The following is a 13,812-nucleotide window of genomic DNA, read 5'->3' on the forward strand; positions in this document are numbered from 1 at the left end:
ATAGAGTAATCTTTCTGTGTGCGCTTAATGTACTTTCTTTTAGCTTCTTCTGTCATAGCTTTACTTATTGTGTAACGCTATTTCAGGACTAGACAATGAACTTAATTAAAAAAGCTCCTGAAATATTTCAGGAGCTCACTTATCTAAAAACTAATTTCTACTATTCTACTTCATAATTCCAGCAATCATCAAATAAGCTTCCGTCACCGGTCCATTCACCGTCAACGTAATATTCGTTGATCTTAGTAAGCAGTTCGCTTAATTGACTAACTGAGTATGAGGAAGCACCACCACCTAAAACAACATTTGCTTCATCCAGAATATCCTGAACGGTCATTCCATCAAAAACAGAGCCATCTGCAATTATCAGATCTCCTAAATCTTCATTGGCTGCAGAAAAGTTTTCATCATAGGCATCAAATACTGTACTTAAAGTAAGGGCCACTACATGTCCTGCAAATGTATTCTTTAATGTTTTAGAGTTTGGATCAATATAGTCCTGCATTAATGGAAGTGGCTTCCCTCCTGATGGTAAAAAGGCTTCAACGGCAGCTGCTGAAGTTAAAGTAAGCGTATAGTCACCTCCAACAACCAGTCCATTCGGGAAAGCATTATCAAAATTTAGATCCCTGTACATGCCTGGATTATTGCCACTGGCCGGTGCACCCCAACCACCGGGTGTTTGTGTTCTGAATGGCTCGCATTCATAATCACAATCTTTCCAGCAAAAATCTAGTTCGTAATTTATACCGTACAATATATTATCAGCAGTTACCCACCACCATTTAAATTCTATACTACCATCATCATTATACCTATTGGCATATACTTTAATGGCTAGTTTAAAGCATACACCCCATTCTTCATTATAAGGAATTTTAAATATTGCTACCGGTGCCTTGTCGAAATCTATCTGATACGGGTAACTTTCATAATCACCGGCATAAATATCAGTACCAGCAGCAGACCAAATATTAACAGACAAATAGTTAATTACCCAACCATCAATTCCCCCTACTTTAACATATAGGAATTCACCGTCGTTAAAAACATCAACATCAGCAGAACTGTAGAAAGGAAAATACATTTTTTCACCGCAGAATTCGACTGACATATTAGCGTAAGTAAAGTAGAATTCATTAGCATCCACATACACCCAATCACTTTCAGCTCCTTTTAAAAGTGCTTTTTGTGCGGCATCTAATTCTATTTCCTTCATGGACTCTTGCTGGCAGGCATTAAATCCTATTAATAATGCCAACATAAACAGGCTAAATAATTTACCTTTCATAATATTTGTTTTACAGGTTTATTTTTGATGCAAGTTCTAACCTTTATACGCTAATGTCAATTTTGCTTTTATGAATTGCAGGAATAATATTATAAAAGGTAATTTTTGTATGACAAAATAGTTCATTTGTAGATCTTGAGATTTGTCTTAACGTTAATTTTTTAGTAGTTATACAATAGCAGACAACGGAATAGCTATACTTGAATCAATATCCGGATAAGAAATACTTAAAGGCAAACAAACTTTCACATTTGAATGATTGAAGTTTTTGCTTTTGATCCGGCTATTCAGTTTTTAATCTTCTGATAACTTAATTGATTTAATGTTTGTATCAATTAATTCTATATTCAAATTGTTTTTTCCCAATAAAAAGGCAATGTTATTGTTACCAAAAGCTTCTCCTGGTTGAGGCGGTGAAATCAAAAATAATCCTTTGTTTTGAAGGATATCTATTTCCTGCACTAACTCATCAACTATAAAACAGAGATGATGAAGGCCTCCACCTTTTTTTGCAAACTGAAACATCGGAGATTCATCTTCCGAAGGCTCAATAAGTTTTATGGTTATTGAATTCTCCTTTTCCATAAATACAATATTCACTTTTTGACGAGTATTTAAGGTTGGTTTTGTCATTTGACTATAGCCAAAATTATCCTTCCATTGATTGATGCCTTCCTCCAAAGATCTTACTACTATTCCAATATGGTCTATTTTCATCATTCTAATATGTTTTGAATTTTAAAAGTAATTTCAACTAAAATAAGAAATTATTCAATTTAAGAGTTTTTCATTTTTTAATTGACCTTGGTTAAAGACATACGCTCTAAATTATTGTGCATTATTTAATAACTAATGAATAAATAGGAAAATGCATGGTTTAATTTATATGTGTGTCGGATTTTGTTCCTAAAGCATACTTTCTCCCCACTCTCACCTCTAACTCCTAAAGGAGAAATCCGCGCGCGATTGGTCCCTTTAGGGACACAGGGTGTGTTGTGGGCCAGATAGGAATTCAATCCGATAGTCATTTTAATTTATATTTAGAATGATTTAAAATTGGTAAGATTGGCTTGGTGTAGTAAATGGAACTATTGGACAAAAAAAAAGACTCTTTTGTCATAATAGTGCTTTAACAATGACTTTGATTATTAATTTCGAGAGGGTAAAAGCTATGCTTTATATTAACCAACCTACTCATCCTTTCTGTGACTGAGGAAGCGGAGCTATGAATTAGGTTTTAGTTTATAGTGGATAGTTTATGGTAGAAATGCATTACACTCATGGTATCAAAAGAAATGAAAAAGTTATTCTGGATCTATGTTTCCATGGGATATTCTAATTCTTAATATTCTCACTTGAATTGTTATGAAAAAAGTATTGATCGTGTTTGGCACCCGGCCTGAAGCTATTAAGATGGCTCCTGTAGTTAAAGCATTCGCAGAAGCTAATAATGATTTTGAATCAAAGGTCTGTGTTACTGCCCAACATAGAGAAATGCTTGATCAGGTTTTAAATCTTTTTCAGATTAAGCCTGATTATGATTTAAACCTGATGCGTCCGGGTCAGAATCTTTATACGCTTACAGCAGATATTGTAACCGGAATGAAGGATGTTTTGGAGAGCTTTAAACCGGATGTGGTATTGGTTCATGGAGATACTACCACATCAACTGCCACAGCATTGGCAGCCTTTTATTCAGGTGCTAAAGTTGGGCATGTCGAAGCCGGTTTAAGAACTTATAATAAATGGGCTCCTTTCCCTGAAGAAATTAACAGGCAGTTAACTGGCCGTATAGCCGATTTTCATTTTGCACCCACAGAACAATCTAAATTAAATTTATTGAATGAAGGAGTAAATAGTGAAAACATAACAATCACCGGTAATACCGTAATTGATGCCTTATTTGAAAGCATAACCATCATTGATAATCTTGAAGAACATACAGGTCTTATTGAATTAAAAAAACAGTTTGATAATAATCGTGAAATGATCCTTGTTACCGGTCATCGAAGAGAAAACTTTGGACAGGGATTTATAGATATTTGTTTGTCTTTAAAAGCAATTGCAGACGGTTTTGACGGTGATATTGTTTATCCGGTCCACTTAAATCCAAATGTACAAAAACCTGTTTTTGAAATATTAAAAGATGTCCCCAATATTAAATTAATAGATCCGCAACCATATGAGTGTTTTGTATGGCTGATGAATCGTGCTAAAATAATTATAACCGACAGTGGTGGTGTACAGGAAGAGGCTCCCAGTCTGGGTAAACCTGTCCTGGTAATGAGAGAAACAACCGAACGTCCTGAGGCTGTGGAGGCTGGTACTGTTCTATTGGTGGGAACTGATAAGGATCGTATTGCTCAGGAAGCATTCAGGTTGCTTAATGATGCAGAAGCTTATAAGCAAATGAGTCAGCTGCATAATCCTTATGGTGATGGTAAGGCTGCAGGAAGGATTGTTGAGTTTCTTAAGAGTGTTAAATTTTAAGTTGTGAGTTTTTAGTTGATAGGGAATAGTAGATAGAAAGTGGAGTGGAGAATAGTAGAAAGTGAATGGGGGATGGAACGGTGTATGAGTTTCGAAAATTATATAAGTGATTTTAAATATTAAATCTATGCATGATTATAAGGATCTAAAAGTATGGCAGGATTCCATTGATTTTGTTGTTTCAGTTTATGAACTTACAAAAGCTTTTCCAAGTGAGGAAATATATGCATTGACTAGTCAAATTAAAAGAGCTGTTGTATCCATACCTTCAAATATTGCAGAGGGGGCCAATAGAAACACAGATAAGGAATTTATACAGTTTTTGTATATCGCTTTAGGATCAGCATCAGAAGTGGAAACTCAATTAATCATAGCTAATCGTCTAGGGTATTTGGAGAATATTGAAACAGAATCAGATCAAATTACCAGTATTCGAAAAATGATTAATGCCCTAATAAAGTCAATCAGGAGACGGAGCAATTAATTTATCATTGACTATCTACCATAAACCATCCACCAAAAACTATCCACTATTAACCATCTACCATAAACTAAATAAAAATGACAAAAAACATAACAGTTACCACCGTAGGGCTTGGCTATATCGGGTTGCCAACTAGTGCTTTGGTAGCTTCCAATGGAATTAAGGTACAGGGAATGGATGTGAATCCATCAGTTGTTAAAACAATCAATCAGGGTGAAATACATATTGTAGAACCGGAGCTAAAAGATTATGTATCAAAGGCTGTAGAAGAGGGTTTTTTATCGGCTTCAACAGAAGTTCAAAGTGCAGATGTATATCTGGTGGTTGTACCTACTCCATTTAAGGGGAACCATGAACCAGATATTTCGTTTGTAGAGTCGGCTACAGAAAACATCCTTCCTCATCTTAAAGAAGGAGATTTATATATTATAGAGTCCACTTCGCCTGTTGGTACAACTGAGAAAATGAGAGATCTGATTTATCAGAAAAGACCTGAATTGAAAGATCAGTTATTTATTGCTTATTGTCCTGAAAGGGTATTACCCGGCAACGTCATGTATGAACTGGTGAATAATGACCGGGTGATTGGGGGTATTAATGAAGAGTCTACACAAAAGGCCATGGATTTTTATGCTTTGTTTGTAAAAGGTAAATTACACGCAACCAATGCACGAACTGCCGAAATGTGTAAGCTAACTGAGAATGCCAGTCGGGATGTTCAAATTGCATTTGCTAATGAGTTATCATTAATATGCGATAAGGCCGGTATAAATGTTTGGGAATTAATTGAATTGGCAAATAAGCATCCGAGAGTTAATATTTTACAGCCTGGTTGTGGTGTGGGAGGACATTGCATTGCGGTAGATCCATATTTTATCGTATCTGATTATCCAAGAGAATCACAATTGATTGGAAAAGCCAGGGAAACAAATAATTATAAGTCTTTTTGGGTTGCTGAGAAAATTGAGAATACCAAGTTAGCTTTTCAGTTAAAGCATGGTCGTGTGCCTTCTTTGGCTATTATGGGACTGGCATTTAAACCAAATATTGATGACTTAAGAGAGTCACCAGCAAAATACATTGCACAAAAAGTAATTCAGAATGCACATGACGAAGAAATCTTCTTTGTAGAACCTAATATAACGGAGCATCAGATTTTTAAATTGTCGGATTATAAAACTGCTTATGAAAGAGCTGATATAGTTGCCTTTTTGGTTGCGCATGATGAATTTAAGACCTTGCCAAAGACAGACGAAAAAGTGGTTCTTGATTTTTGTGGAATCTATAAATAAGTTTAAGTAAAGTTATAAGTAATAAATTATGAGTGTTGAGTTAAACACACGTCAATAAAAACTTAACACTTAAAACTCAAAACTTTTAGTTACTTACCACTTATAAGTCAGAACTATTCACAATCAACTATCGACCATTCACTATATACTAGCCACTAAAAACTAACCACTATCATAATGGAACCATCTTTAATTAATTTACCTAAGCACCTAGATGAAAGAGGTAACCTGTCCTTTATTGAAGAAGACAGTCATTTACCTTTTGAAATTCAAAGAATATACTGGATTTACGATGTTCCTGGAGGAGAAGTAAGGGGTGGACATGCATTTAAAAAAAATGAAGAGTTAATTGTTGCTCTTTCAGGTAGCTTTGACGTAGTATTGCACGATGGAGAAAAGGAATATATTTTTCATCTTAATCGATCATATAATGGAGTCTACATTCCTAAAATGATTTGGCGTAGTTTGAAAAATTTTTCGACTAATTCACTTGCTCTTGTAGCAGCATCAGAGAAATTTGATGAAGGTGATTACATTCGCAATTTTGAACAATTTAAAGGTTAATCAGGAATGAAGAATATTAAAGTTTTTGATTGCCCAGTGATTGAAGTACCAAAAGTTTCCAATCGTGCTGGTAATATTTCAATTGTAGAAGGATATCAGAATCTTCCATTTGATTTTAAGAGAATTTTTTACATTTACGATATTCCAGCTGGAGAATCCAGAGGAGCTCATGCACACAAGGAATGTCATCAATTTATTATAGCAGCGAGTGGGAGTTTTGAAGTATCTATAGATGATGGGGTGAATAAAAAAACTGTGACTTTAAACAGACCTTTCTATGGATTACATATACCTCCCGGGATATGGGCACATGAATTAAATTTTTCTTCCGGGGCTATCTGTCTGGTAGTTGCATCACATAAGTATGACGAAAAAGATTATATAAGAAATTATTCAGAATTTTTAGAATGGAAGTCGTTGAAGTAAAAATTGAAGAATTTAAGGCTATAGAAAGTAATCAACTTCATGTTTTCCAATCCGTTGCTTTTAATGAATTAAATAGGGAAAAATGCGACAAAGTTTATTATTTGTTATTTAAAGATAGCAAGTATAGACTAGGACTAATATTAGGTGCCAGAGAAGAGTCTTTATATTCTCCATTTTCGGCTCCTTTTGGGGGTTTTATCGCAATATCGAATCAAAAAATACTTCAATATCTGGATGTGGGCATTAGTAGTTTATTAGAATGGTCTACAAATAAAGGTTTTACATCAATTCATATGACCCTTCCTCCAACTTTCTATAATGAAAGCTTAATAGCCAATCAAATGAACAGTCTATGGCGAAAAGGTTTTGAATTATGTGACATTGATTTAAACTATTCTTTTTCTGTAGATTTTCTGAATGATAATTACTTGATAAACCTACCCCGTAATGCTCGTAAGAACTTAAAAATTGCTTTAAAATCAGAACTTGATTTTAAGCTGTGTCTATCAGAGTCTGAAAAATTTTTCGCTTATGAGGTGATAAAAAAAAACAGAGAAGAAAGAGGTTTTCCTTTAAGAATGAGTTGGCAACAGGTGTCGGATACGATATCAATTATTGATGCTGACTTTTTTCTTGTCTATACCAATACGAATGTAGCTATTGCTTCAGCAGTTGTTTTTCATGTTACAGATAAAATTGTTCAGGTAATTTATTGGGGGGATTTACATGATTATGCAGGATTAAAAACTATGAACTATTTGTCTTTTAAGGTTTTTGAATACTATAAGCTACAGGGAATTTCAATTGTTGATATTGGTCCATCAACAGAAAATTCAATACCTAACCATGGTTTAGTTGAGTTTAAAGAAAGTATCGGATGCAAGGTGAGTCCTAAATATAAATTCGAAATCAAAATAACCTAATGTTCGTTCTTAATCCAGATCCATACTTATTACCATCATACAGAATAAGTCCTTTTCAGACTAAGGATTTATCAAAAAATCATTTCTTACCTTATAACTCAAGAATAGATTCTTATTTTGAGAATAGATTTGAAGGACAGATTATTTATACGGAGAATGGTCGCGAAGCTATTCACATAGCACTTGAGCAATTGGAGTTAAAAAAGGATGATGTTGTAACTATTTTAACCACTACCGGAAATTTTTATATTAGTGGGTGTGTAACCAAAGAAATTGAAAAATTTTGCCAATGGTCGAGGGAGATATTGCCAGAAACAAAGGTGTTTTTTATTAATCATGAGTTTGGGTATGCGTTTGAAGATATTGAGAAATTAAAGAATACCGGAATACCCATCATTGAAGATTGCGCTTCATCCTTTTTCACAAAAGGAAATAATATTGGAACAATAGGAGATTATATTATTTATAGTTTCCCAAAAATGTTTCCCATACAAATAGGTGGACTCCTGATAAATAATACTACATCCAACATTCAGCATTCGATTGATAAATCTAAATTGAATTACATTAAGAGTGTCTTGTCAAAATATATCGATAAGGAAGATAAAATAGTAGCTAAGAGATGGAAAAACTATCATTATTTGCGAACTGAATTTTCAAAACTCGGAATAAAAGAGCGTTTTGAAAAGATTGAAGGAAATGTACCTTCAGTCTTTATGTTTAAGACTACCGGATCCAAATTAAATCTCCCTCATTTAAAAGAGCATTTTTATAATCATGGTATTCAATGCAGTGTCTTTTATGGTGAAGAAGCGTTTTTTCTTCCGGTTCATCAACGTCTGAGAAAAGAAGATCTGGATTATTTTATAAGTGTTTTTAAATTGTTCTTAACTAAGTACGTATGATTTTTAGTTCAATAGATTTAGGTAAGGATGTTGTTATTGATCCCTCATCTTCTGTTAATAACTTGCGTTTGGGAGATAAAGTTAAAATTGCAAAGAGATGCAGTATTTACGGTGGACCAGGGAATCAGTTAGAAATAGGAAAGGAATCTTATGTAGGAATGAATTCAATTATAAATGGTTATAGTGCTAAAATAATTGTTGGTTCTAACGTAAGTATTGCACAGAATGTGAATATAATGGCAGATTCAGGTCCCAACGCTTCCCAACTATTGCAAAATGTCTTTCCCATAGTTCGTGGTAGTATTAGTATTGGGAATCATTGTTGGATTGGTGCTAATAGTGTTATTATGCCTGGAGTTGAACTTGGCGAATTTTGTGTGGTGGCTGCCAATAGTTTTGTTAATAAATCTTTTCCCCCTTTCTCAATTATAGGAGGTAATCCGGCAAAGTTAATTCGTTCTTTTACAGAAGGGGAGAAGAAGAATATATTAATTTAAATAGTTATAAATGATTAAGTTTCTTGATATACAAAAAATAACGGAAAGTTTTCAGCCAGAACTCTCTGAATCTGTTCATAAAGTTATTGATAAAGGATGGTATCTGCTTGGAGAGGAGACGCAGAAGTTTGAAAAAGAATATGCAGAGTTCATCGGATCTGAGTATTGTATTGGTGTTGGTAATGGATTAGATGCTTTACGGCTTATATTTAAAGCATATATCACTATGGGAGTAATGAAGGAAGGTGACGAAGTGATTGTTCCGGCCAATACCTATATTGCTTCTATATTAGCTATAACTGATAATAAATTGAAGCCTGTCTTAGTAGAACCAGATATCAATAGCTATAATCTAGACATCAGCCTTGTTGAAAAAGCTATAAGTCCAAAAACAAAAGCCATAATGGTTGTTCATCTTTATGGACAGGCCTGCTGGTCTGAAGAATTGGAAAAAATAGCTAAGAATTATCAGTTAAAAATTGTTGAGGATAATGCTCAGGCAGCTGGTGCAGTGGTATCCAACTCATCACTTAAAACTCATCACTCTAAACTTAAACGCACAGGCGCTTTAGGAGATGCTGCGGGTCATAGCTTTTACCCGGGTAAAAATTTAGGAGCTTTGGGAGATGGAGGATCAGTTACGACGAATGATCCTGAATTGGAGCAAGTTATCAGGGCCCTAGCAAATTATGGTAGTAAAGAAAAATATGTGAATGAATATCAAGGATTAAATTCACGTCTGGATGAGATACAAGCGACTGTTCTTCGAGTTAAATTGAAGCGGTTGGATCAGGATAATCAACGTCGTAGGGAAATAGCGACCTTTTACCTGGATAACATCAAACATCCCGATATAATACTACCATCAACCATCAACCATCAACTATCGACCATCAACTCTTTAGATCACGTTTGGCATTTATTTGTGATCAGGCATCCTGATAGGAATGGTTTACAAGACTATTTATCTAAAAATGGTGTACAGACATTAATCCACTATCCAATGCCTCCTAATAAACAATTAGCATATAGAGAATGGAATAGTATGAATTTTCCGATTACAAATAGAATCCATGATGAAGTACTTAGCTTACCTATTAGTCAGATTATGAAAATGGAGGATGTTAATATTGTCGTAGAGTCTCTTAATGATTTAAAACTTTAATCAATGGAAGTAAAAATTTCCATAGTGATGCCTGTATATAATGGTGGTAAATTCTTAGGCGAAACACTGGAATCACTGTTTAAACAAAGTTTTAAGCAATTTGAATTGATTTGCATTAATGATAAGTCAATAGATAATTCATTGCAAATACTTCATTATTATAAAGATAAACTTAATATGTCAATTGTTAATAATGAGGAGAATATAGGTCTTGTACCAAGAATAATTAAAGATATTGGCCTTCCAAATTGTAAAGGTAATTATTACTTATATATGAGTCAGGACGATCTTTTAAGTCCTGATTGTCTTGAGAATATGTATTTAAGAATGGAATCAGAAGAATTAGATGCTGTGATTCCTGATCTTGTCTATTATAGAAAAGACCATTCAAGTGAACCTCAGGTGGGATTAAATGGAGACAGAGATAAATTATTAAGCGGATTAGATGCGTTTAAATTATCTTTGGATTGGACAATTCCGGGTTGTGCACTGATTAAAACAGATTTATTGAGAAAAGTTGGGTTTGAAGAATTTAATATGTTTGCAGATGAGTTTACAATCCGGAAGTATTATGTTGCTTCAAATAAGATTGGTTTTTGTAACGGAACATTCTATTACCGGATTGATAACCCGGAAGCCATAACAAAAAAAGTTAAACCTTCGCTATTCCAAAAATTGTATAAAGAAGTAAGGTTGCTTGAACTTATTTATTCAAATTTGGAAGAGCAGGTGTTTGTTCAAAGTGTTGATAGGCTTGTGAATATGTTCTATGCGGATTATTTAACATCTTATAATTTGTCTTTCTCAAAGGATCAGCTTGAACTTGCTAATTCATATTTAAATAATGCATATAAACGTTTTGTTGAGTTTATTGATATAAATAAAATTAAATATCAAACGAATAACTTGAGATCGACAATCAGGTATGTATTATTAATACGATTCTATGTTTTATTCAAAATAGTTATAAGATTAAGGAGCAGAATGTGATAATGTCTATAAACAATTAAAGTTGAAGAATTTATTAAGAAAATTATATCTGAAACCTGTTAAATTTCTTATCGATTACAGTATAAAACTTCAATTCTATCATAAGTTTTATTTACGTAATTTATTTAAAATAAATAAAGGAATAATAAAGTATCAAAAACCAATTTGGTGCAAGCAAAAGTTAATTGTTTATGGTAATGGTTTTCTCAAAATGGGAAAAGGTTGCATATGGGGATACAAGAGGGGGGGACATTATCATAATGGTTGTATTGAAATACAAATGAGAAGTAATGAGGCGGTAATTGATATTGGGGAGCGTGTGGTTTCAAATAATAACCTGTTTATTTGTGCTTATAATAAAATTGAAATTGGAAGTAATACTTTAATAGGATTAAATGTTACCATCTTTGACCATGAAGCTCACGGTATTGCACCTGATAAACGAAGAGAAATAGGAGCTATAGGAAAAGTGTTGATTGGTAATAATGTTTGGCTGGGTAATAATGTAACAATACTTAAAAACACTGAAATAGGTGATAATTCCATTGTTGCAGCAGGAGCAGTCGTATCTGGAAAATTTCCTGAAAATGTTATAATTGGTGGGATTCCGGCTAAAATTATTAGAGAACTATAATGGATAAGAAGAAATCTGCATTTCGACAGATATTTAAGGCCACTTCTATTTTTGGGGGAGTACAGGTTTTTAATATTATTATATCTTTAGTCAGGGGAAAATTGATTGCTGTTCTTATAGGAACAACCGGGATGGGATTAAATGGGTTACTAAACTCAGGTATAAATCTTATAAAGATAATTAGTGGCTTAGGTCTTGAGCAAAGTGCAATAAAGGATATATCTAATGCAAGCGGATCTAATGACTTGATCAGAATCAGAACTGTATATAGTATTTTTAGACGATGGATTTGGATAACCGGAATACTGGGTGTTATACTGACTTTAATATCAGCACCATTTCTTAGCCAATTATCGTTTGGCGATCATAGCCATACCTTATCATTTATTTTGATATCATCAACTTTTATTTTTGGTGCATTGACCGGAGGTATCTACACTCTTTTAAGAGGACTAAGAAAAATTTCTTTATTGGCAAAGGCCAGTATTTATGGGTCTGTTTTAGGACTTTTTGTTATTATACCTGTATATTATTATTGGGGTATTAAAGGAGTGGTGCCAGCTATTATTTTAACATCGTTTTTTAGCTATTTGGTTTCACTATATTTTAAACGTAAAGTACCAATTGAGATAATACCTATTACCTGGCATGAAACATTTGTACAAGGTAAAGGAATGGTATTTCTTGGAATTAGTTTATCAGTTAGTGCAATATTAAGTACAGCCAATAATTATTTGCTTAATGCAATCATTACCAGACTAGGGAGCCTTAGTGATTTGGGATTATACAATGCAGGAATGACCATAATGAGTAGTTATGTTGGAATGATATTTACTGCAATGGGGATGGATTATTTCCCCAAGTTATCTGAAAATATTGATGATGAAAAAAAGTGGCAAGATGTGGTTAATCAGCAAGGTGAAATCCAGATTTTAATTTTAGGTCCGATTCTGACTTTAATGGTTGCAACAGCTCCAATACTAATTCAAATAATACTGAGTCAGGAATTTATGTCGACAATTCATTTTTTATTGTTTGCATCTTTAGCCATACCTTTAAAAAGTTTGGTTTGGATACAGGGATTTATTATTATGGCAAAGGGCGAAAATAGATTATTCTTGTTAACCGAGATTCTGGCAAATATTGTTTTCTTAGTATTAAACGTCTTGTTCTATAAATATTTTGGAATTACCGGTTTAGGGATTTCCATGTTTCTTGGCTTTTTAGTTTCTTTAATTATAATGATGATAGTCGCAAAGAGTAAATTTAATTTTATGCTTTCCCGTTCTTTGATATTGCTTACTATTTCTTATTCAATTTTAATAGGTGTTTCGATTAGCGGTGTATTATTAATGGATTATCCCAGAGCATATTTATCAGGATTTTTGATGGTTATAATCGCTGGGTATATTGCTTATAAGGAACTCAACAAGCGATTAGATATAAAAGATTTACTTCACAGCTTTATAAGTAAAAGAAATAAAAACTAAGTTACTAATTGGAGTTTTATGGATTTAGTTACAGTTGCTGTTTGTACTTACAATAGTAGCGAATATATTATTGAAACATTAGAAAGTATAGCAAAGCAGACTTACATGGAAATTGAGTTAATTGTAAGTGATGATGCTTCTAATGATAATACGATAGATTTAGTTGAAGAATGGCTTAATTCTGAAATTAATAAACATCGATTTATTAAATCCCAACTATTAAAGGTTAAGAAGAATACAGGTGTTCCAGCAAATGCTAACCGGGCATTGAACGCCTCAAATGGTAAATGGATTAAATATATTGGCGCAGATGACGTATTATTACCTTCCTGTATTACTGATAATATTTATGAAGTAACTAAAAACACAAAAATAAAGGTGCTGTTTTCAAAACTGGATGTTTTTCTAAATACTTTTCATGAGAGTAATTATTTATATACAACACCCAACGAAATTAAACAGAATAGTATTTTATGGCCCCAACGTAATTCTCAAGAACAATACAAAATGTTATTAATCTCAGACAGGGTTCATTTTACACCAAGTGTTTTTCTTCATAATGATACCCATTGGTGGGCGCTTAAAACCCACTGATTATTAATTGTTTATTTTTAAGTTCTTTGACATTTTTGTAATCGTATTTCGTAAGCACCTCTCTTAC

15 protein-coding genes are annotated in these 13,812 nt (G+C 33.3%); 13 read left to right on the top strand and 2 right to left on the bottom strand.

The annotated features are described in order from the left end of the window. Positions 1-160 precede the first annotated feature (160 nt). A complete protein-coding gene (locus ACRD62_RS21795) occupies positions 161-1,291 on the bottom strand; it encodes a hypothetical protein (protein ID WP_430822209.1) in 1,131 nt (376 codons plus the stop codon). Positions 1,292-1,585: 294 nt separating this feature from the next. After that, complete coding sequence (locus ACRD62_RS21800; RefSeq protein ID WP_430822210.1) at positions 1,586-2,011, bottom strand: VOC family protein; 426 nt, start codon at positions 2,009-2,011, stop codon at positions 1,586-1,588. 645 nt (positions 2,012-2,656) lie between these two features. Between ACRD62_RS21800 and wecB the strand changes: the two genes are divergently transcribed. From wecB to ACRD62_RS21865, 13 genes are all read left to right on the top strand, one after another. Then, a complete protein-coding gene (wecB, locus tag ACRD62_RS21805; RefSeq protein ID WP_430822211.1) occupies positions 2,657-3,781 on the top strand; it encodes a non-hydrolyzing UDP-N-acetylglucosamine 2-epimerase in 1,125 nt (374 codons plus the stop codon). A 127-nt stretch (positions 3,782-3,908) separates the two neighbouring features. After that, entirely contained in the window at positions 3,909-4,265 is a 357-nt protein-coding gene (locus ACRD62_RS21810) for a four helix bundle protein (protein ID WP_430822212.1), read from the top strand. Positions 4,266-4,342: 77 nt separating this feature from the next. Beyond that, complete coding sequence (gene wecC, locus ACRD62_RS21815) at positions 4,343-5,557, top strand: UDP-N-acetyl-D-mannosamine dehydrogenase (protein ID WP_430822213.1); 1,215 nt, start codon at positions 4,343-4,345, stop codon at positions 5,555-5,557. 177 nt (positions 5,558-5,734) lie between these two features. Next, positions 5,735-6,121, top strand: a complete 387-nt coding sequence (locus ACRD62_RS21820) for a sugar 3,4-ketoisomerase (protein ID WP_430822214.1) — start codon at positions 5,735-5,737, stop codon at positions 6,119-6,121. A gap of 6 nt (positions 6,122-6,127) precedes the next feature. Then, on the top strand, positions 6,128-6,547 hold the full coding sequence (locus ACRD62_RS21825) for a sugar 3,4-ketoisomerase (protein ID WP_321409426.1): 420 nt from the start codon (positions 6,128-6,130) through the stop codon (positions 6,545-6,547). After that, complete coding sequence (locus tag ACRD62_RS21830; protein WP_430822215.1) at positions 6,529-7,470, top strand: hypothetical protein; 942 nt, start codon at positions 6,529-6,531, stop codon at positions 7,468-7,470. The genes ACRD62_RS21825 and ACRD62_RS21830 overlap by 19 nt, the downstream gene beginning before the upstream one ends. Beyond that, the gene (locus ACRD62_RS21835) at positions 7,470-8,375 is read left to right on the top strand and encodes a PLP-dependent aminotransferase family protein (RefSeq protein WP_430822216.1); all 906 of its coding nucleotides are present in this window, start codon (positions 7,470-7,472) and stop codon (positions 8,373-8,375) included. Before ACRD62_RS21830 ends, ACRD62_RS21835 begins: the two co-directional genes overlap by 1 nt. Then, positions 8,372-8,872 (top strand): acyltransferase, encoded by a 501-nt coding sequence (locus ACRD62_RS21840; protein ID WP_430822217.1) that lies wholly within the window; start codon positions 8,372-8,374, stop codon positions 8,870-8,872. The genes ACRD62_RS21835 and ACRD62_RS21840 overlap by 4 nt, the downstream gene beginning before the upstream one ends. A 10-nt stretch (positions 8,873-8,882) precedes the next feature. Further along, on the top strand, positions 8,883-10,037 hold the full coding sequence (locus ACRD62_RS21845; RefSeq protein ID WP_430822218.1) for a DegT/DnrJ/EryC1/StrS family aminotransferase: 1,155 nt from the start codon (positions 8,883-8,885) through the stop codon (positions 10,035-10,037). Positions 10,038-10,040: 3 nt separating this feature from the next. Beyond that, complete coding sequence (locus ACRD62_RS21850) at positions 10,041-11,027, top strand: glycosyltransferase family 2 protein (protein ID WP_430822219.1); 987 nt, start codon at positions 10,041-10,043, stop codon at positions 11,025-11,027. Positions 11,028-11,049: 22 nt separating this feature from the next. Continuing rightward, the gene (locus tag ACRD62_RS21855; RefSeq protein WP_430822220.1) at positions 11,050-11,661 is read left to right on the top strand and encodes an acyltransferase; all 612 of its coding nucleotides are present in this window, start codon (positions 11,050-11,052) and stop codon (positions 11,659-11,661) included. Next, complete coding sequence (locus ACRD62_RS21860) at positions 11,661-13,151, top strand: oligosaccharide flippase family protein (protein WP_321409437.1); 1,491 nt, start codon at positions 11,661-11,663, stop codon at positions 13,149-13,151. Before ACRD62_RS21855 ends, ACRD62_RS21860 begins: the two co-directional genes overlap by 1 nt. An 18-nt stretch (positions 13,152-13,169) precedes the next feature. Beyond that, positions 13,170-13,745: a glycosyltransferase family 2 protein gene (locus tag ACRD62_RS21865; protein WP_430822221.1), complete on the top strand. Its 576-nt coding sequence runs from the start codon at positions 13,170-13,172 to the stop codon at positions 13,743-13,745. Positions 13,746-13,812 lie beyond the last annotated feature (67 nt).

Source organism: Carboxylicivirga caseinilyticus (genome assembly GCF_050589785.1).
Taxonomy (GTDB): Bacteria; Bacteroidota; Bacteroidia; order Bacteroidales; family Marinilabiliaceae; genus Carboxylicivirga; species Carboxylicivirga caseinilyticus.